This is a genomic window from Rhizobium indicum (assembly GCF_005862305.2).
GTDB lineage: Bacteria > Pseudomonadota > Alphaproteobacteria > Rhizobiales > Rhizobiaceae > Rhizobium > Rhizobium indicum.
The window spans coordinates 122578-141809 of the sequence record NZ_CP054022.1 but is presented as its reverse complement, the minus strand read 5'-3'; the positions used below and the strand labels follow the sequence as shown (position 1 = coordinate 141809).

Annotated in this window: 15 protein-coding genes; 7 read left to right on the top strand and 8 right to left on the bottom strand. The window is 60.2% G+C overall.

Translation table 11 applies throughout. The annotated features are described in order from the left end of the window. Positions 1-51 precede the first annotated feature (51 nt). Positions 52-600: a nuclear transport factor 2 family protein gene (locus FFM53_RS25085; protein ID WP_138390349.1), complete on the top strand. Its 549-nt coding sequence runs from the start codon at positions 52-54 to the stop codon at positions 598-600. Positions 601-689: 89 nt separating this feature from the next. Here the strand turns inward: FFM53_RS25085 and FFM53_RS25080 are convergent, their stop codons facing one another. Both FFM53_RS25080 and FFM53_RS25075 read right to left on the bottom strand, forming a co-directional pair. Continuing rightward, a complete protein-coding gene (locus FFM53_RS25080) occupies positions 690-2567 on the bottom strand; it encodes a HAMP domain-containing methyl-accepting chemotaxis protein (protein ID WP_138330736.1) in 1878 nt (625 codons plus the stop codon). A 163-nt stretch (positions 2568-2730) separates the two neighbouring features. Beyond that, complete coding sequence (locus FFM53_RS25075) at positions 2731-2952, bottom strand: hypothetical protein (protein ID WP_138390351.1); 222 nt, start codon at positions 2950-2952, stop codon at positions 2731-2733. Positions 2953-3029: 77 nt separating this feature from the next. Between FFM53_RS25075 and FFM53_RS25070 the strand changes: the two genes are divergently transcribed. Then, entirely contained in the window at positions 3030-3746 is a 717-nt protein-coding gene (locus FFM53_RS25070) for a 4'-phosphopantetheinyl transferase family protein (protein WP_138390353.1), read from the top strand. Here FFM53_RS25070 and FFM53_RS25065 read toward each other — a convergent pair. The 3 genes from FFM53_RS25065 to FFM53_RS25055 are packed head-to-tail and all read right to left on the bottom strand — an operon-like array spanning position 3719 to position 9298. Then, a complete protein-coding gene (locus FFM53_RS25065; protein WP_138390355.1) occupies positions 3719-5071 on the bottom strand; it encodes a lysine N(6)-hydroxylase/L-ornithine N(5)-oxygenase family protein in 1353 nt (450 codons plus the stop codon). The two genes, FFM53_RS25070 and FFM53_RS25065, sit on opposite strands and share 28 nt — an antisense overlap. Beyond that, positions 5068-9060: a non-ribosomal peptide synthetase gene (locus FFM53_RS25060; RefSeq protein ID WP_138390357.1), complete on the bottom strand. Its 3993-nt coding sequence runs from the start codon at positions 9058-9060 to the stop codon at positions 5068-5070. Before FFM53_RS25060 ends, FFM53_RS25065 begins: the two co-directional genes overlap by 4 nt. A 19-nt stretch (positions 9061-9079) precedes the next feature. Further along, a complete protein-coding gene (locus FFM53_RS25055) occupies positions 9080-9298 on the bottom strand; it encodes an MbtH family protein (RefSeq protein WP_138390359.1) in 219 nt (72 codons plus the stop codon). 216 nt (positions 9299-9514) lie between these two features. Here FFM53_RS25055 and FFM53_RS25050 point away from each other — a divergent pair, with 216 nt between their 5' ends. From FFM53_RS25050 to FFM53_RS25040, 3 genes are read left to right on the top strand one after another with little or no spacing between them, the layout of a single operon-like run. After that, entirely contained in the window at positions 9515-10504 is a 990-nt protein-coding gene (locus FFM53_RS25050; protein WP_138390361.1) for a GNAT family N-acetyltransferase, read from the top strand. After that, entirely contained in the window at positions 10501-11922 is a 1422-nt protein-coding gene (locus tag FFM53_RS25045) for an MATE family efflux transporter (RefSeq protein WP_138390363.1), read from the top strand. Before FFM53_RS25050 ends, FFM53_RS25045 begins: the two co-directional genes overlap by 4 nt. A 10-nt stretch (positions 11923-11932) precedes the next feature. Next, complete coding sequence (locus FFM53_RS25040) at positions 11933-13120, top strand: PLP-dependent transferase (RefSeq protein ID WP_138390366.1); 1188 nt, start codon at positions 11933-11935, stop codon at positions 13118-13120. On the opposite strand, the gene FFM53_RS25035 is transcribed toward FFM53_RS25040, so the two are convergent. Beyond that, on the bottom strand, positions 13011-13670 hold the full coding sequence (locus tag FFM53_RS25035; protein WP_138390368.1) for a sigma-70 family RNA polymerase sigma factor: 660 nt from the start codon (positions 13668-13670) through the stop codon (positions 13011-13013). The genes FFM53_RS25040 and FFM53_RS25035 overlap by 110 nt on opposite strands. 163 nt (positions 13671-13833) lie before the next feature. Here FFM53_RS25035 and FFM53_RS25030 point away from each other — a divergent pair, with 163 nt between their 5' ends. Then, entirely contained in the window at positions 13834-14325 is a 492-nt protein-coding gene (locus FFM53_RS25030) for a GNAT family N-acetyltransferase (protein ID WP_138390370.1), read from the top strand. An 83-nt stretch (positions 14326-14408) separates the two neighbouring features. Here FFM53_RS25030 and fhuF read toward each other — a convergent pair whose 3' ends face one another. Then, entirely contained in the window at positions 14409-15191 is a 783-nt protein-coding gene (gene fhuF, locus FFM53_RS25025; protein ID WP_138390372.1) for a siderophore-iron reductase FhuF, read from the bottom strand. Positions 15192-15200: 9 nt separating this feature from the next. Then, on the bottom strand, positions 15201-17372 hold the full coding sequence (locus FFM53_RS25020; RefSeq protein ID WP_138390374.1) for a TonB-dependent siderophore receptor: 2172 nt from the start codon (positions 17370-17372) through the stop codon (positions 15201-15203). 414 nt (positions 17373-17786) lie between these two features. Between FFM53_RS25020 and FFM53_RS25015 the strand changes: the two genes are divergently transcribed. Further along, positions 17787-19073, top strand: a complete 1287-nt coding sequence (locus tag FFM53_RS25015; RefSeq protein ID WP_138390376.1) for a GGDEF domain-containing protein — start codon at positions 17787-17789, stop codon at positions 19071-19073. Positions 19074-19232 lie beyond the last annotated feature (159 nt).

Sequence of the window (19232 nt, the reverse complement as noted above, 5' to 3'; positions counted from 1 at the left end):
GGCACCCGGCCAGCGGATGTCGCGCCACCAACCCGATCCTTGGAGGAACCCATGTCCACCACCGCAACCGCAACAGTCCGCAGCCAGGAATCCTTTGTCCACCGCATCTTCAACGCTGCCCTCGGCATCGCCGCCACCATTCTGGCTATGGGTGGGCTGGAGGCTCGCGCCGCACCGCAGACGCTGACTGAAACCGAACGCCGCAACAAGACGACCGTCGAGGCTGGCTTTGAAGCGTGGGCGGCCGGCACAGGCAGCCCTTATGACCTCCTCGCCGACGACGCCCGCTGGACGATCGAGGGCTATTCGCTGGCGTCGAAGACCTATCCTAGTCGCGAGGCGTTTTTACGCGAAGTGATCCGCCCGTTTAATGCCCGCATGAAGGCGCCGCTGAAGCCCGCGATCCGCAACGTCTATGCCGACGGCGACACTGTGATCGTCTTTTTCGACGCCCGCGGCATCGCCCGCGACGGGGAGCCCTACGCCAACACCTATGCCTGGTTTCTCGACATGCGCGACGGCCGTATCGTCCGCGCCTCGGCCTTCTTCGATTCGGTCGTGTTCAACGCGTTCTGGACCCGCGTGACGCCGGCCGAATAGCCGGGACGGCCACGTGCTGGATCCATGCAGCAATCGTCAGGACGGCAATTCAATTTATCGCGTGCATCTGATCTGCCGTCGGTCGCGCGTCATCTTTGTATCACGCGCCGCGAAGCGACCAGGTGGATTGGCCTGTTGCCTTCAAAGGCCCGTCCGCTGCGCTGCACGTCCGCCGTGCTTTTGTCGCCGTCCAATTGAAACTGGTTGACCAGATCCCGCAGGCGGCCTGCCTCGGAGGACAACGAGGCAACGGCAGCCGTCGACTGCTCGACCATCGCCGCATTTTGCTGGGTCGCCTGGTCCATCTGATTGACGGCCGTGTTGATCTCGGCAAGTCCCGTCGATTGCTCGCGCGCCGAGGTGGCAATCGCATCCATGAGTTGGTTGATCTGGACGACGTACTCACCGATCGACTTCAGCGAGGTTCCGGTTTCGAGAACCAGTTTCACGCCATTTTCCACGTCAGTTGATGACTTTTGAATAAAGCCTTTGATTTCCTTGGCGGCTTGAGCTGCCCGCTGGGCAAGCTCGCGGACCTCCTGGGCGACCACGGCAAAACCTTTGCCCGCCTCTCCCGCACGGGCGGCTTCAACGCCGGCGTTCAGCGCCAAGAGGTTCGTTTGGAAGGCGATTTCATCGATTGCACCGATGATGTTCGAAATCTGCTGTGAGCTGTCTTCGATGCGGCGCATGGCCTGTTCCGCCTCAGAGACGACCGTGGCCGACCGCTGGGCACTGATATCGGCTTCTTTGGCCACATTGCGCGCCTCGTCGGTGCGTTTGGTCGACATCGTCACATTCGAGGTGATCTCGTCCAAGGCTGCAGCCGTCTCCTCGAGAGAGGCGGCTTGTTGTTCGGTGCGTTTGGAAAGATCCTGCGCGGCAGATGCAATTTCACCGGTTCCGTTGTCGATGCTGTGTACCGTCTCGAGCACGGCGCCGATGGTCGCACCCAATTGCCGGAGCGAAGCGTTGAAGTCTTCGCGCAAGGCTTCGTATTCGGCCGCAAATTGCTCCGAAAGCTGGAAGGAAATGTCGCCTGATGCAAGCCGCCGGAGACCTTCGCCCAATGTCGTGGTCGCGAAGCGCAACTGTTCCGCCTCGCGTTCGGCGCGCTGCTGGGCTGCGGCGCGCGCTGCCTCGCTCTCGCTGCGGGATTCGGCGGCTTCCTTCTCCAGCCTGACGACGTTGAGGGCATTCTGACGGAAGATTTCAACCGCGCCGGCCATCTCGCCGACTTCGTCGGCGCGACCGGCATAGGGAATATCGCTGTCAAGATCGCCATCCGACAAGCGCCTCATGGCGGAGGCGATGCTTCGGATTGGGTTGGCGATGCCCGATATCGCAAACAAGATGCCGGCTAAGGCAAGAAGCACGGCCAGCGCTGCGATCGCGGCCGTCAGCATGAAAGCGGATTGTGCGGAAGCACCGCTCGCGGCCACAAAGCCTTCGGCCTGGCTGAGAATAAAAGCAGCCAGATCTGCCACCGCCTTGTTCACCAGCTCGGCTTGTGGCTCCATATTTTCCTTGAAGAAGCGGATTGCTTCAGGCGTCTTTCCGTCATTTTCAAACGCAATCATCTGCTCTGCCAGCGCGCGATATTTGGCGAGTTCCGGCTTGATCTGATTGATCAGTTCGCGCCCCCGCTCGGTGCGGACGCCTTTTTCGTATTCGGCGACAACTTTCTCGAGCGTGGCAACGGCGGCATCGATTCGTTGCTGCCCGACATTCCGCTCCTCCGCTGTATCCTCCAGGAGGTAATGGGCATGGACCAATTTCAGGTCGAGGAAGTCATCCTTGATCTCGCGAGCCGTCACAAGCCGCTGCATCCAGAAGGTCCCGATCTGCTCAGTATTGGCACGAAGTGTCGAAATCGTGCTCAGCGAGATATAGGACAGGCCAACCATGAACAGACTGATGATCGACAGCTTTAAGATCAGGGCTTGCTTGATGCTCGGGCGCTTCATGCGGGTCTCCTCGAAGGTATCTGGAACGACCGGCATGCCGGCTGATGCAAGATCTCGCGCTAGATTCAATAATTTAGTATTAACTAAACAATGATCTCGCTCTATTTTCCTGAGATCTTCTGATCAGATCCATACTTCCGCGATCAATTAAACGCCCTGCGACTTAAAGTTTCTGGAAATCCAAGGAAATAGCAGCCATGGCGAGCGAAAATGGCAGCGCCATCAGGTCTCGATACCAAGAAATGAATCGGTCGACATTGACCCGGTTTTGGACATCGAGCCCTGATGAGAGGGAGCAGATCGGCACGATCTGGTCATCTTCGCCATGGAGAACGAGCGTTGAAACGCCAATCGCCTTCAGGACGGGAAATGCCGATCCGCTCACGCAGCTGTCCTGCCGTCTGTGACGTCGGCAAGCACCTGCATGCTTGCCAATAGGTCCACGGGACAGATACTGGACCCATGCACCAATTAGAAAAGCAATTTGCCGGCATTGAAATCGTTCTCTGGCAGTATTCCGAGAACGAAGGCGATCGGAACCGCAGGATGCAGTCGCTTTCACCGGATGAGCTGGAGCGCGCCGCGACCTACCGCTTCGAACGGGATCGGGCCTCGTTCGTTGCCGGCCGGTATCTCTTGCGGAAACTGTTGAGCGTGCAAACCGGGATATCGCCGAGCAAGGTCCCATTGTCTCCGGACAGGCACGGCAAGCTGAGGCTTGAAGGTCGTGAGAGGCCGCAATTCAGCCTCGCAAATACCGACGGGCTTGTCGCGGTCGCTGTCGCTTCAGGATGTGACCACCTGGGAATAGACTGCGAACGCGTCGATACCGAGATCGAAGCGGCGGCAGTGGATAACTATTGCAGCGCGGACGAACGGCGCTGGCTCATGGAATTGCCTGCGTCCGAACGCACGCGTGCGGCCATTGCACTTTGGACCCTGAAGGAGAGCCATCTGAAGGCACTCGGCGTCGGGCTGCACGAGGATCCCCGCAATGTCGCCTTTTCCTGGAAGGATGGCATCCCCGTCATGGTCGACGGCGATCGCGATCGGCGCTGGCATCACCGTCTGGTCGAAAGCGGCAGCCAGCACGTCGTCGCGCTGGCTGCTTGCTCTCAATCCGGGTCCCCCGGCATTTCGACGCGCCTGTTTCAGGACGATAGCATGCCGTCCGAATAGCCGGCTCGGAGCTGATGAGGCATGGCGGAAGCGGTCTCCGTCGCCCAGGCGAGTTGCCCATTGTCGGGTTCCGCATCGAAGTGCTGCCGGCCGAGAAGCGCATTGACGATGGTTGCGCTGCGCCAGGCCATGAGGCTGAGCTGAGAGTCGGCGATACCGTGCGAGTATCGCCCTGCATTCTGCGCAAACAGCCGGTTGGCCCTCGGACCCGTCCACTGCATCGTGTAGTCGTCATTGAGAAGCGGATAGCCGTTTCTGTCGAGCGTTATCCTGTCGCCCAGCGAGCCGAGAGCATCGGGCAATCGGAACCGGTAGCCGGTTGCCAGAACCACCGCATCCGCATGCAGCACCTCGATCCCACCGTCGAATTGGTTCCTGACGATGAGCCGATAGGCATTGCCGTTCCGCTCCATCTGGATCACATCACGATTTGGGGCCAGAGATGCGTTGAGCGTGCTCGGCTCGAGATAGCGCAACGCATAGAGGCGTCGATAGATCGCGTGAATCGTCGAAATCGACAAGCCGTCGCTGGTCAGGATCGAGTTCTTGAAAGCGGCCTGCTTCTGCTCGCCGCCGAGCTTCAGATAGGCCTGCACGTATTCCGGTGAGAAGACCTGGTTCGAAAACGGCGTGTCGTTGATCGGCTCGAAATTGTGACGCCGGCTGATCCATGTCAGCTCCGTCATGGAATCGGGATCGGCAAGCAGGGCTTCGACGACCTCGCCGCCGCTTTGACCGCCGCCGACCACGACGATGCGGGCAGCGCCGAGATCGCTGAGACGCGATTTGGCCTCGCTGTTGTGAAAGCAATCAGCACCCAGAAACGGTTTTGCCCAGTCGGGCACGAAGGGCGAAGATCCCGTGCCGATCACCAGGTTTCGCGCTTCTTCCTGCCCGTTGTCGAACCGCAGGAAGAAGCGGTCGTCGCGGTGCTCGACGTCGCGGATCTCCGTGCCAAAGCGCAACCCGTCCAGGCCGTTGGCGACCCAGGCGAGATAACGTGCAAACTCCTGCCGGGGAACGGCCTCATAATTGGCGTTCAGGAAAGCGTAGAGCCTTTTATGGGCAACCAGATAGGAGACGAATGACCAGCGGCTGGTCGGCAGGACCGGGGAGACGAGGTCTTTCAGAAAGGACGATTGCAGTTCGACGCCGGGCATCATCATGCCCGGATGCCAGTCGAACGCTTCTCGCCGCTCGAAGAAACGGCTTCTGATCTCAGGTGCCGACTCGAACAGGCAGGCGAGGCTCAGATTGGAGGGGCCGATGCCGATGCCGGCAATATCCAGCGGCTCGGCATCCCTGCGGGCAAAAGCGACGGTCATGCGATATCCTTCTCTGTTTCCTTGAGACGCAGGGCAAGCCTTGAGTGGAAGGCGGGAGACCCGATCATGTGCAGATGGTTGGTGCCGGTGATGATTTCGGCCGCACGCGCCCGCGGCGACAGGCGGCGCCAGTCGATCAGATTGAGGCCGCGGTTGAGGCTGTCGTCGGCAGCCCAGGGATAGATCGGCACATCGTGGGGAACCAGCCGGTGCTTGCGGAAGATCAGGGCATTGTCGATCAGCACCCAAAACGTATGCTCGCGACTGCTGATATCGGGCCCGTCGTTTGGAAGCGGGTCCTTTTCGTCGCCGACAAAGCGCAGGAACTGATCGTAAGTATCCGCGTCCATCGTCGACAACAGCCGGTCCCATTCGGGGCGCATCGCCGTTTTTCCAAGCCAGGTCTCTACGTCTCGATGAAGCTCATCGCGCTCGCCCGGCCGGAACCTCGGCTTTGCGCCGATCGCGAATTCCGATCCGAGATCGCAGACGTCGACCATTGCCATCATCCTGACGTCGACCTCATCACCGAGGGCGCGGGCGGCCTCGTAGGCCAGAAGCCCGCCCCACGACCAGCCGAGGAAATAGCAGGGCGCTCCCTGGCTATGCATCCTGATGTAATCGACATAGCTCTCGATGATCTCTTCGACCGGAGCGCCGACTGCCTTTTTCTCGGAAAGCGAGTGGCAAATGAAGCCAGTCGCCGGCTGATCGGCTCCGAGATAATCGACGAGCTTGACATATTCACGGGTGCTGACGAGAAGCCCCGGAAAGCAATAGAGCCGCGGCTTGGCGCCGGAAGCACGCAACACGATCACTTCCGAGATATCCCGCTCGTCGCCCTGCTCCACGACGCCGGCAAAGGAGCGTATGGTCGGGTTGTTGAAGATATCGGCGACGGTGAGCGGGGTTTTCGGCCGGCGCTGCCGCAGCTGCGAAAGGATGCGGATCGCGCCCAGCGAATTGCCGCCGATCGCGAAGAAATTGTCCTCGACGCTGATCGCTTCCAGCTTGAGAACCTGCCGCCAGACATCCAGCACCTCTTCTTCAAGCGCGGTCGTCGGCTCGACGATGGCACGCTTGACCGGCTGCGGCGCCGGCAGCGCGAAGCGATCGAGCTTGCTGTTCGGATTGGTCGGCATTTTTTCCAGTTCGACCACGGCAGCCGGCACCATATAGGACGGCAGGCTACGTTCGAGACCGGCGCGGATCGTCTCGACGTTCAACGTCTCGTCCTTCTTCGGAACGACGTAGGCAACGAGCGCCTTTTCACCGCCGGCATCGTCATCGCGCAGGACGACCAGAGCTTCGCCGACGCCGGGTTGCTGAAGCAGAGCCGCTTCGATCTCACCAACCTCGATCCGGTAGCCGCGAAGCTTCACCTGATGGTCGACACGACCGACGAATTCGACGGTTCCGTCATCACGCCAACGCGTCAGGTCGCCGGAGCGATAAAGCCTGCCGCCCTCCGTGAAGAACGGATCGGGGATGAAGCGGTCCGCTGTCGTGTCCGGCTTGCCGAGATAGCCGCGTGCGATACCCTCGCCGCCGATATAGAGCTCGCCGGTGACGCCGATCGGGCAAGGATTGAGATCGGGGTCGAGCACATAGACCCGCCTTAATCCGACAGCACGACCGAGCGGAGCATAGACCCCCTGAAATTTCGTGCCGGCCCTCACCTTCCAGACCATCGGCGTCATGATGGTTTCGGTCGGCCCGTAGCCGTTGATCAGCCATTCCGATTTCAGCGCCCGCGACAGTAGATCGAAGGTCGGTTGCGCCAGCCCCTCGCCGCCGAAGGAGTAAAGCCGCATCGGCGGTGCGCCATCGGTTATATCGGCCCATTCCGCCAGTTGCTGCAGATAGGTGGTCGGAATGCTGGCATTGTTGGCGCCGTGCTTGCGCATGGCCGTCAATGTCTCTTCCGGCGTCCACAGCGGCTGCTCGGGAAGAATGATGCTGCCGCCCTCCATCAGCGGGTTCATCCATCGCTCGTGCCCGCCATCCGAACTGAAAGGCAGGAACGGCAGCTCGCGGGAGGCCGAACTCATGCCGTAGACACGCGAGGTGTTCTGCAGATGGTGCGTCAGCGGACCGTGCTCGACGGCGACACCCTTCGGCAATCCCGTCGATCCTGACGTGTACATGACATAGGCGAGCTGATCCTTGTGAGTGGGAATATCAAGGGGCGTATCCGGCTCGCCGTCGAGGTCGATCTTGTCGAGTTCGAGGATAATCGTGTCGAGCTCTTCCGGCAGCCGATGGCGAAGCCAGCTATGGGTCAGAACGATCTTGACGCCGCCATCGCGCAGAATGTGATGGTTGCGCACCGGCGGATGGTCGGGCTCGACCGGGATATAGGCGCCGCCCGCCTTCAGCGTCGCGAGGATCCCGACGATTGCCTCCGGCGAGCGCTTGATGAAGATGGCGACCGTCACCTCGGCGCGAACACCCAGCTGCCGCAACCGATGTGCGAGGCGGTTGGTGCCCGCCTCCAGCCAGCCATGGCTCCACTCCTCGTCGCCGTAGACGATCGCCGTCTTCTCCGGCGTCTGGCGCGAATGGGCCGATATCAGCTCGTGGACCGGCCTGTCATCGTTGACGACGTCGTCTTCATAGGGCGCCGACAACTGGTCGAGTTCGTCACTGCCGACGAGTTCGATGTCCTTGATCCGCACATTCGGCCGCGCAACGATCTGCTCGAGCACAAGGGTGAAATGCCGGGAGACACGCGCGATCAGGGCGCTGTCATAGAGATCCTGTGCATAATCGATCAGCCCGGATGCGGCCCCATCCAGACCCGCCTCGATCACCAGGGAAAGCTCGCTGTCAGCGCGCGCACCCGGCGGCTCCAGATTTGTTGCGTGCCTGGAGACCGGATGCGGCTCGCGGAATTCGAACAGGGCCTTGACCACGGCTTCCTGGGCCGCCGCTTCGTCGACGACCAGTTCCTGGGTGATGCGCTCCAGCGGAACGAGCCGGGCAAAGCCCTCCTCCGTTGCCGATGAGATCGCTGTGATGACATCGTCGAGAGAGCTTTTTGATGCCAGCGACAGAATGAGGGGAAGGACCTGTTCGGCTCGGCCGCGGTTCGCAAGGTGTTCCTTCTGCGGCCGCGCGATGAGGAGCCCGGTCAGCAAGGCGTAATTGCCGCTGTAGCGTGCCAGCAGCGCGCAAAAGGCGGCGTGAAGCACGCGCTCGACCTGATATCCCGTATGCTGGGCATGCCGACCGAGCTTTTCCCAGAGATCCGGCTCGATCGAAAATCGATGCTGAGCGCGCGCGACACCTGCCAGCCCGCCGCTGTTGAAGCGGGTGGGAAAGGTCGAGGCCGCGTAGTCGAGACCGATCGTGTTCCGCCAATAGGAGAGGGATTCCTGCGCCTGCTCGGTCTGCAGCCATTCAGCCTCCCGCGTTCCGGCCAAGATCTCAGTCAGCTGCGTGTCGCCGGAGGGTGCGCCGTCGAGAATTCGCGTCAGGGAGCCGGCGAGAATAGACTTCTCGCGATCGTCCGAGATCACAGGATGAAGCACGATCGTCAGAAGCGACTGCCCATCGGCAAGCAAGATAATCTGAACACGCGTCGGTGGACCAGCAAGGAGATCGAAGCGCCCGTCGCGGAAGGCTTTCTGGGCGGCCAACGCATCCGGCTCTGCAAGAGCAGCGCTTTCGCCGACAATCTCGATCGGTACGGCGCTCAATGCGCCGCAGTATTGCTCGACGCGACCGCCTGCCAGCCGGCGGAAGCGGATGGCAAGCGACGGATGTTGCGCCACGAGCGTCCGGCAGGCGCCGGCAATGGTCTTGACGTCGACGGCCGGGCTCAATCGCAGCGAAATGACCTGGTCGGGAAACACCGTGTCATTGCCGATCTGCTCCAGCGACCAGATACGCTTCTGCGCGATCGTCAGCGGGAAGCTCTCGAAGACCGCGTCCGTTGCGACATCGGTCGGGTAGGCATCTGCGAAATTTGTGATCTGTTTGTTCATCCGTGTCATCCCGCCGGTTTCAGAGACGCGCGTCGCCGGCGATTGCCGAGCGCAAGGAGAGAGGGCGCGGATCCGCCCAGACGTCACGGATATACGCTAGGCATTGCTGGCGCGAACCGGCAAAACCCGCCGGCTCCCAGCCCAGGGGAATCCGCTTGTCCTGCGGCCAGACCGAGTAGCGATGCTCGGTGTCGATGACGGCGATCCAGAGATCGTCGTGAGGTTCAAGATTATCCATTCGCAGCTCCTGCGGTGATGATGGTCATGCGCAAGTGACGGATCCGGCAGGCTACAGTTTAGAAAATTGATGAGAATTTTTTTCTTCGCTTACCCCTAAACCCAGCGAGAGATGGATCGTCATTCTACTAAATCGGCACACGAGCACGCTTCATGCTCGCAGCGCCGAAAGCCCGACCGGCCCCCGACCGGCCCCCGACCGGCCAAGGAGAACAACATGGATTTCGACGCCGTCAAACAAAGGCGCGCTCTGCAGTCGCGCAGCTACGTCAGCCTCGCTCCCAATCTCATCCACCTCAAGACCGCTTACGGCCACCACGAAGCCGCATTCGAGGTCGAGGCCGGCATCGCGTCGGTGACCTTCTACCATGGCGATCCGGTGCAATCGGCAGAGCTTCTTATGGCGGCCGCCGAAGCCGTGACGGCAGAAGATCGCTCGATCACGTCAGTCGTCTTCGAAGGGCATCAGGCAAGCCTTCCACCGCATATTGCGGATGCAGGCGGAAGGCTTGATTCGGCGATCCTGTGGCAGTGGCCCTCGCTCTGGCTGCCGCAGCTGTCCTATCCGCTGCCGCCCGTGCAGGAGATGACCGCGGGCCGGTATCATCCGCGTCGACCCGCAAAGCCGAAGGGCACGATCTACAGGCGTTTCATCCCCTGGCTGGAACGGGAAATCACCTTCACGGTGGCCGATCCGGAGACCGATCTTGCAGCATTTCATCGCTGGATGAACGATGAGCAGGTCAACACGATCTGGGAGGATGCGGGTTCGATCGACAAGCACCGGGAGATCCTGGAAGAAAGGATCGCAGATCCGCATGTCCTGCCGCTGATCGGCAGTTTCGCAGACATTCCCTTCGGCTATTTCGAAGTCTATTGGGCGAAAGAGAACCGGCTCGGTCCCTTCTACGACGCCGACGACTATGATCGAGGATGGCACGTCGCGATCGGCGAGCCCGGCTATCGTGGCAAGAAATGGATCAGCGCATGGCTTCCCTCGCTGATGCATTTCATCTTCCTCGACGATCCGCGCACGAAGCGCATCGTCGGCGAGCCCCGCGCCAGTCACGAACAGCAGATCCGCAACCTCGACCGTTCGGGTTTTGCCAAGGTCAAGCATTTCGATTTTCCGCATAAGCGGGCACTCCTGGTGATGCTCGGCCGCGAGCGTTTCTTCGGCGATCGTCTGTGGGTGCCGGCATCATGAACGATATGAGCGACGTCAGCGGCAGCTTCCGGAAACGGCAGCGTCTCGCACCGGAAGACCTTGCCAGTCCTGAGCTTTTCAGGCTGCTGCTTCGGCTTGGCCTGCCGGCCATGTTCGGCCTGTCGATCAACGCCGCCCATCACACGATCAACATGATCTTCGTCGGGATGATCGGTGAAGACCAGATCGCGGCGATCATGATCGTCCTGCCGATCCTGATGCTCATCGCCGCCTTCGGCGAGGGGATCGGCGTCGGTGTCGCAACCGAGGTCGGGCGCACGCTCGGAGCCGGCAACCGATCCCGGGCCGGCGCCATTGCCTCGATCAGTCTTGCTGCCGGCGTCGTTTTCGGCGCGGCAAGTGCCATCGCAATAGTCGTATTTCCAGATTTGCTGCTGTTCGGCGCCACCCCTGCCCTTCAGCCGCTCGCGCAACATTATCTGATGATCATTGCGGTCTCGGTGCCGCTGACGATGGCGCAGATCATTCTCGATTTCCTGGCGATCGCAGAGGGCAATGCCCGCTTCAGCATGTGGACGCTGGTCGCCTGCTTTGCGCTGAACATGATCCTCGATCCGATCATGATCTTTGGCTTCGGCTTCGGCCTGCAGGGCGTTGCAATCGCAACCATCCTGTCGCAGCTCGTCGCGCTTTGCATCTATGCTGCCTACCACGCCAGGCGACTTGGGACGGTCCGGCTGACGTTTGGCTGGCGGTGGCGAGATATCGGTTATCTCAGGCCTGTCCTTGCTGTGGGCGCGCCGACGACGCTGACCAGTCTCGCAACCGCTGGCGCGATTGCGGCAATGGTGTCGCTTGCCGGCACCTATCACCGAGAAGCCGGCATCGCCGGCGTCGGGATTGCCTTGCGGCTGCTGGCGGTCGGAACCCTCCCCGTCATCGGCATTTCACTCGGGGCCCAGTCGATCCTGAGCTTTGCCTGGGGTCGAGGCGATACGGCCCGAGTGCTGTCGACAGTCCGCATCCTGACAGTGGTCACAAGTGCGGTGAGCGGCGCATACGGGTTGGGGGCGCTCGTTTTCTCCGAGGAGCTTGCCTCGTTCTTCACCGACGATGCGGTGGTGATCGGGATCGCAGGGCAGGCGATCATCGCGACCCATCTTCCCCTTCTGTTTTTCGGCCTGCGGCAAACGGTGTTGATCCTCTTCCAGGCTCAGGGCAGACCGAAAGCGGCGGTTGCCATCGGCCTGGCGCAGAATGGCTATCTTCTCTTTCCGCTGCTTGCTCTTCTGCCGCCGTTCTTCGGCTTTTCAGGCTTGCTGGCGGCAATATTCCTGGCCTCTGCCCTGTCCGGCCTGCTGTCGGCCGTCTGCCTGGCGAGGACGCTCAGCGCGCTCCGGCAGCGCTCTGCCGATCATCTGACCTCCATCCGTCCATATCCCAGCTTTTGTCCATGAGAGGATGACCATGAACCAGTCGATCAACCCGCACGACCTTGGCGCCCATGCGGTCGCTGACGATCTCTTTACGCCTGTCGATCCGGCGGCATTCAACGCCGTGTCTCCGCCGATCTTCCAAACGTCGCTCTTCACCTACGACAGTTACGAGGCGATGGAGGATGTCTTTGCCGGACGCACGCGTAACTACATCTATTCGCGCGGCGACAATCCGACGGTTCGCGAATTCGAACTGCTGGTCGCCCGCCTCGAGGGCGCAGAGGATGGACGGGCTTTCTCCAGCGGAACGGCCGCCATTACATCGACAATTCTCAGCCTTGTTGAGGCAGGCGACCGGGTCGTTGCGGTGCGCCATCTCTATAACGATGTCTACCGCCTTCTGGTGAAGCTGCTTGCCAGGCTCGGTGTCGCGGTGGATTTCGTCGATCCCGCCGACCACGACGAGGTCCGCAAGGCGCTGTCGGGTGCCAAGCTGCTCTACCTTGAAAACCCCACATCCTTTGTCTTCGAGCTTCAAGACATTGCGGCGCTGTCGGCCATGGCAAAGGAGGCCGGCGTCACCACCATCATCGACAATTCCTGGGCAACGCCGCTCTTTCAGAAACCGATCCAGCATGGCGTCGATATCGTCATTCACGCCGCCTCGAAATATCTCGGCGGTCACAGCGATACGGTCGCCGGCGTCGTCGTCGGCTCGAAAGAGGCCATCGCCAGGATCAATTCAACGTCTTACCCCTATGTCGGTGCCAAACTGTCACCGTTCGAGGCCTGGCTGCTGCTGCGCGGCATGCGCACGCTGCGTGTCCGTCTCAAGGAGCATGAGCGCAGCGGGCTTTTGCTGGCCGGGCGGCTGAAGGAGCATTCTGCGATCGGACGCGTTCGTCACCCGGCATTCCAGGAACATCCCGGAAGGGCGACGCTGACGGGTTATGCCGGGCTGTTTGCCTTCGACCTCAATCCCGATATCGATGTCGCACGTTTTGTGAATAGCCTTCGCGACATCCGCCTCGGTGTCAGCTGGGGGGGACCAGAAACGCTGGTGGTCCCCGCCAAGGTCGCGTTGCAGATCCCCGACCGGATGACTTCCTTCATCCGGTTCGGCGTGAGCGAGCAGACGGTTCGTTTCGCCGTTGGCCTGGAAGAGCCGGAACTGCTGTGGAGCGATTTGCAGCAGGCGCTGCACGCAGCGAAACGGTAGGCTCCTGCCGGTGCGCATGATCGGGGCGGGAAGCAGGTTCGGCGATCGCCAGATGGCAATGTTCCTCTGCCGCCTTGATCATGAAGTTGACGAGGGTCCTTGAGACGCCGAGTTCGGCTGCAATATCCTTCTGCGGCACGCCGTTGAGGCGATGGCGAATGAAGGCATCGTTGGTTCGCTTCGGCAGCGCCTCGAGCGAGGCAAGCACATTGCGCAGGGTCTCGGCAGCGACGAGCTGGTCGAGCACGGTGGGGATGGGAGCCGTAATCTCCTGAATCTGGTCTATCGACCTATGGTTGTTCATCTTCTGGCGTCGCCGGCGGCTCTCATCGAGTGCCAGATTGTAGACCATCCGGAAGGCGTAGCCGATCGGGCAACGAATGTCGTCGGTCTTGACACCATAGGCTTTAATGACTCCATCTTGAAAGATATCCTCGGAATATGACTTTGATTTGACAACGCTTTCAATCGTTTTAAGGAGCTTATCCTTGTTTTCGATCATGGCATTGACCACGGCATTTCCGTTCACATCACGATGCAATGTGTGCATTGTCCTGTACCCTTTTTACAAATGGAAAATCAGGCTCTGTCGTTGCTGGCTGGTTCGGTCTTAGCCTTCCTTTTTTGGAGGAAAGTACACGATTTGATTGCAGTGTCTATTTTAAGGTGATAACAGGAGTCAAGTTTAAATCGACCGATCGGAGGCGAGAAAAATGGGAAAAACAATTGAGATCCTGACCGGCAAGGCAGAGCTCTGCCGATCGATCATGGGGGCTTTGCCCGACTGGTTTTCAGAACCCGAGGTTATCGAAGCGGGTGCCCAGGCGATCGAAGACCTGCCGGTGTTCGGTTATGTCGAAGCGGATGTCGTGACCGCGTTGATGGCTTTGAAGCCGCACCCGCCCGGCGCCGTCGAGATCGCGCTGATCGCGACACGACCCGAACATCACGGTCGCGGCGCCGGACGCCATCTCATCGATGCGGCCGAGCGTTTCGGCCATGAATCGGGTGCGCGGCTGCTGACGGTCAAGACGCTCGCCCCGCGCGGCCTCGACGAACCGCAGTTCGAGGCGACGCGGCGCTTCTATGACCGGAACGGCTTTGTGCGGGCGGAGGTCTTTGCAAAGCTCTGGCACGAGGACCATCCATGCCTGTTCATGGTCAAGCCACTCGCCGGCGTCCAGGCAGGTGAGACTGCGCTTTGAGACGACGGGACTTTCTGCTTGGCGCGCATTGGCAATAACTGGCGCGCAGGGCACCCGTCTCTACGCGCGGTGGACGATAGGAGCTAGTGGCGCCCCTCCGGCAGCGGGCAGGCTTCGCCGCAGCCGCCGACGCCCGGCAGGTTATAGCGCAGGCAGCAGACTTTCCTGCGCACGAATTCGAGCCCGCATTGCTGGCGCGCAATGCGGATCATGCCGAACATCGGGTTGCGCCCGCCGCCCGGCCATTGAGCTTCTTCCAGCAGCGCCAAGCCGCCTTCAACGAGGACGGGCTCATGGCGATGAGCGATCTCCTTCAGAATCCAGGAGAGATAGGCCGCGACATTGTTCCAGAGAAGCTTCGGTGCGACGCCGGCGTTGGCGGCGATCGCCGCGATGATGGGCTCGGCGTGACCGAGCATCAGCCGGTGAAGCTCGCCGGCCGGGTCAGTCGTCACGTCCGGCCTGCCGGACATCACGAATGCTTCCGGCTCGCCCGTATGCTCGTTGCAGACGAGCAAAAGCCGGTCGATCTCCAACGACAGCCCGATCCTGTTCACGAACATATGGACGCTCGGAGCAATCGTCAGCATGCTGAAATAATAGAGCGTCCACATCGAGACGATCGCACGACGGTCGCTGCCCGGAAATTTTTGCGCATATCGGCCAATGATCTCGTCGAAGATCGCTCGGTCGCAAAGATCCCTGCAGGAAACAACGATGCCCGTCTGCGGGAGAGCCCTGAGCAGCTTGCCGCGGCAATAGGCGAACGGGCTGTCGCCCACCAGACCGTCGAGGTCGACGGCCTGATGGGCGACAGGATGGTCAGCGATCAAGGTCGGGCGCTGAAACGCCCCGGTTGTCTCCATTGCCGTGCCTTACCACCGGTATTTCAGGGTGCCGGTCATGTTGCGGCCCTGGCCGAGATAGCAAAAGCCCTCTTCGCAAACTGTTTCGCGCTCATCGGCGATGTTGCGGATGGCAAAGGCTGCCGTCAGGCCCTCGTATTTCTTGTCGACTGCGCCGAAATCATAGGAGGCGGATGCATCGACATAGAAAGTCGCAGGGTTCTTCGAGGTATTGGCCACATCCGTCCAAGTCTCACCGATGTAGCGCACGCCCGCGCCAACCGACAGACCGTTGAAGGGATTGATTTCCTGGAAAGTGTAGTTTGCCCAAAGGCTGGCAATATGGGTCGGGGTGATGGCCGGAGTATTTCCGACGTTGTTGCCCCCGGTCACTTCGGAGTCGTTGTAGGTGTAGGCCGCAATGATATCGAGACCGTCGGCGATTGCCGCGCGGGCTTCAAGCTCGATGCCCTTTCCGGTCACCTCGCCCTGGGAGTCGTAGGCAAAGGTCAGCGGATCGGCGAGCCTCGGCTTGTTCTGCTCGACGATGTGATAGGCGACGGCCGACAGCAGGATGTCGGAGCCGGGAGGCTGGTATTTCACGCCGAGCTCGTATTGCTCACCCTTCGTCGGCGGAAGAATTGTGTTGGTTCTCGACCGGTTGGTGACCGGATCAAAGGAGGTGGCGTAGGAAACGAACGGCGCGATGCCGTTGTCGAAGAGATAAAGCGCGCCTGCCTGTACGGAGAAGGCATTCTTGTCGACCTCCTCCGAGCTGACCGAGGGCAAAGTCGCATCTCGCGTCTGGTTCACCCAGGTCTGCCGGCCGCCGAGGTTGAAACGCCAGTTTCCGACCTCGATCTGGTCCATGGCGTAGATGCCGACCTGCCGCATATCGGCATCGGAAGCCAAGAAATTATAGTCCGGGGTAGCGCCCGAGACTCCATAGGTCGGATTGGCGATATCGAAGTCGAATGCCGGATCGGCGGCTCCGAGGCCATAGCCAAAACTCGACTGGAGATTGGTGTAGTCGAGCCCAAACAGCATCGTGTGGGCAAGCGGGCCGGTATCGAACTTCGCCTCGAGCTGGTTGTCGACCTGGAAGACGTTCATCTCGTCGCGGATCGAATTCGGGTACCGATGCGCAACAGTGTCCGTCCAGCTCAAGACGCCGAGGTAGCGAGCCTTGAGATCGAGCTGCGAATAACGCAGGTTCTGCCGGAATGTCAGGCCATTGTCGAATTCATGCTCGAACTGATAGCCGACCTGCTGCTGCTTGACCTTCTGGTAGTCATAGTCGGGATCGCTCGCCCTGATGTCGAGGATCCTCCCGTCCGAGGTCGTGATCGCGCCGACATTCGAGTCGGTCTCGTCGGCCTGCGCTAGGCCGTACACCGTGAAGGAGGTGCCCTCGTCCGGTTTCCAGGTGAAGGACGGCGCCAGGAAGTAGCGGTCGTCGGCAATATCGAAATTGGTGTCGCCGCGGCGGGCAAGGCCGACGATGCGATAGAGGAAATCGTCGTTATCTTCGCTGATCGGCCCACCGAAATCGAACATCGCTTGAGCCCGATCCTTGGTGCTGTAGGAAACACCCACTTCACGGATCGGCTCTTCGGTCGGAAGCTTCGATATCTTGTTGACGAGGCCGCCCGGCGATCCCGAGCCGTAGAGAACGGATACCGGCCCCTTGATCACCTCGATGCGCTGCAGTTGATAGGGATCGGTGCGGAACGTGCCGTAGTTGATGTAGGGCTGGCGCAAGCCGTCACGATAGTCACCGACCGTCGTGGCGTTGTAGCCGCGAATGTAGATCTGGTCGAAGCGCGGATCGAAGCCGTTCGGCCCGGTCGTCACGCCGGCCGAATAGCGCACGGCCTCGATGATGCTCTGGGCGCCACGCTGCTCGATTTCCTTCTCGGTGGTCACCGAGACCGAACGCGGCGTCTCGACGAGCGGCGTGTTGATCTTGGTCGCAGCCGAACTGTTCTTGGCGGCAACGGACGTCCGGTCGGTCTTGCTATCAGAGGATGCGCCTTGAATGACGATCGGTTCCAGCGTTGTGGCGCCAGCATCTCCGGATACGCTCTGGGCTGAAGCCGGCGATGCTGCACTTCCGATCAGGACGATCGCTGTCGTGAGAAACAGGCTATCTCTATAAATTCGCGATACATTATTAGAAACATTCAAAAAAACACGCGCCATTGCTTGGTCCCTACGCCACGGATGCGGGCGGAACCTATGGAGCGAAATTGGCCTTGTCAACATAAGATGATTATTTTAGTCACCTTTTAATCGATAAAATCTGCGCCCCCAACACTCCCGAAGGGGTTGCACTCAGCATCGAGGCCCGTAACGTTCTGTGCGGGTAAATTGCCAACGCAGGCGATTCTGTCGTGCGAGAGATCACGTGCGGACCGAGACGACTGTTAATCTGCAGGTTTTGATGGGGCGAACCGTAAATTTGGCCCGGCACAGGTGAGACTTTGAACCGATGTGACACACTTAACAACATACTGTCGTGAAGTGGTCCAAAATCATTAGGGCAAGCATATCGTCTTTCGGGGCGGAATTCGCGGCTCGTCTTGTCTCCGACCGTCTGCTCCCTAGATCCGACACATGGATACCGAGCGAACCACAGCTCCTATCAAATCGGTAAGGGCGTCTTCGCGGAAACCTCTTCAGAGGTTGAGCCCGGCCATTGTAGAGCAAGTCGAGCGCCTGCTTGGTGGACGCACGCGTGATATCCGCCTCAATGGCGAGCTGACTCAGCTTTTTGGCGAACGCTCCTGGCCGCGGACTGCCAAGATCATCCGCGCGTGGATGGTTTGGGTTATCGTGCTCGACGTCCTGACGTTGGGCCTCAACGCGATCTTGCTTCCGGCTGAAACGGTCATGTCGATGCTTTGGCCAGCGTCTATCCTTCCCCCCGCGGCTCTTGTCGCCGCGATAGCCTTCCTGCGGCCGCACGCTTTGTGGGTGCAGGGAGTTTTCCTCCTCTCTGCTGTTTTTCTCATTCTCCTGTCGGTCGCCTTGGTGGGCGTCAATACCGGTGGCGAGTTTTATGAGCGGCATTTGACCATCATGCTTTTTGTGGCCGTCACTGCCATTATCATATTTCCCGTTCCACTCGGTTGGGCGATGGCGATCGGTGCTGCCGCCCTTGGTATCTACCTTGTGTTTCAGCTGCGCAATCCGGGCATCGAAGTGGGAAGTGCTCTGGCCGGGACGCTGTTTTTCGCCAGCGGGGTGGCGGCAACCATCGTTGCCCGACGCACCGCCACCATCTTCGCTCAGAAGACTTTCTTGCTCGAGTTACGAGATCGAAGCCGGCTCGCGGCGCTTACCGACGCCAACTCGCAGCTGGAATTGCTGGCGCGGACCGACCCGCTGACGGGTGTCGCCAACCGGCGTTCGATGATGGAAACGCTAAATCATTTCTGGAACGAGGACCTTAAACGAACGAGCGGCGCGGCGATGCTGATGTGCGATGTCGACGACTTCAAACATCTCAACGATAATCTCGGACATGCCGAAGGCGACCGTTGCCTGGTGAAAGTTGCCGGCATCATTCAGAGCAGCATGAGAGACGAGCGGGACCAGGTCGCCCGGTACGGAGGCGAAGAATTTCTCGTCTTTCTCCCAAGCTCCGATGAACAAGAGGCCGGGTTGGTCGCTGAGAGAATTCGCAGCCGAGTGGAAGCCGCGTCTCTTCCAAATCCTACCTCCCGCGTCGGTCCCTGGGTCACTGTCAGCATCGGCATAGCGATATTGATGCAAAACGGTGAACTCGTGTCAGCAGAGCACATGCAGCGCCAAGCGGATGCGGCCCTCTACCTTGCCAAAAAGACCGGCCGCAACCGGGTCGTGGTCCATTCTCCAGAGGTCGATCAAAGCCTCCAATGAATAATTCCAGCAAAAGTACGCTGTTCCTGTTGTCCTTCTGGTGCCCAAAAACGACACCTTAAACGGCTTCGAGCCGGTTTGGTGTCGACCGTCCGAGCTTGCCCATTTGACAGATATCCTACAAGTCGATATGTAACATCCATCTTATCGACGATGCGG

Excerpts from the sequence above, each read along its gene's own strand:
- FFM53_RS25065 (WP_138390355.1), bottom strand. The coding sequence starts at position 5,071 with ATGACCGTCGCTTTTGCCCGCAGGGATGCCGAGCCGCTGGATATTGCC.
- FFM53_RS25045 (WP_138390363.1), top strand. The coding sequence starts at position 10,501 with ATGAACGATATGAGCGACGTCAGCGGCAGCTTCCGGAAACGGCAGCGT.
- FFM53_RS25060 (WP_138390357.1), bottom strand. The coding sequence starts at position 9,060 with ATGAACAAACAGATCACAAATTTCGCAGATGCCTACCCGACCGATGTC.
- FFM53_RS25015 (WP_138390376.1), top strand. The coding sequence starts at position 17,787 with ATGGATACCGAGCGAACCACAGCTCCTATCAAATCGGTAAGGGCGTCT.
- FFM53_RS25035 (WP_138390368.1), bottom strand. The coding sequence starts at position 13,670 with ATGCACACATTGCATCGTGATGTGAACGGAAATGCCGTGGTCAATGCC.
- FFM53_RS25070 (WP_138390353.1), top strand. The coding sequence starts at position 3,030 with ATGCACCAATTAGAAAAGCAATTTGCCGGCATTGAAATCGTTCTCTGG.
- FFM53_RS25030 (WP_138390370.1), top strand. The coding sequence starts at position 13,834 with ATGGGAAAAACAATTGAGATCCTGACCGGCAAGGCAGAGCTCTGCCGA.
- FFM53_RS25085 (WP_138390349.1), top strand. The coding sequence starts at position 52 with ATGTCCACCACCGCAACCGCAACAGTCCGCAGCCAGGAATCCTTTGTC.
- fhuF (WP_138390372.1), bottom strand. The coding sequence starts at position 15,191 with ATGGAGACAACCGGGGCGTTTCAGCGCCCGACCTTGATCGCTGACCAT.
- FFM53_RS25080 (WP_138330736.1), bottom strand. The coding sequence starts at position 2,567 with ATGAAGCGCCCGAGCATCAAGCAAGCCCTGATCTTAAAGCTGTCGATC.
- FFM53_RS25040 (WP_138390366.1), top strand. The coding sequence starts at position 11,933 with ATGAACCAGTCGATCAACCCGCACGACCTTGGCGCCCATGCGGTCGCT.
- FFM53_RS25050 (WP_138390361.1), top strand. The coding sequence starts at position 9,515 with ATGGATTTCGACGCCGTCAAACAAAGGCGCGCTCTGCAGTCGCGCAGC.
- FFM53_RS25020 (WP_138390374.1), bottom strand. The coding sequence starts at position 17,372 with ATGGCGCGTGTTTTTTTGAATGTTTCTAATAATGTATCGCGAATTTAT.
- FFM53_RS25055 (WP_138390359.1), bottom strand. The coding sequence starts at position 9,298 with ATGGATAATCTTGAACCTCACGACGATCTCTGGATCGCCGTCATCGAC.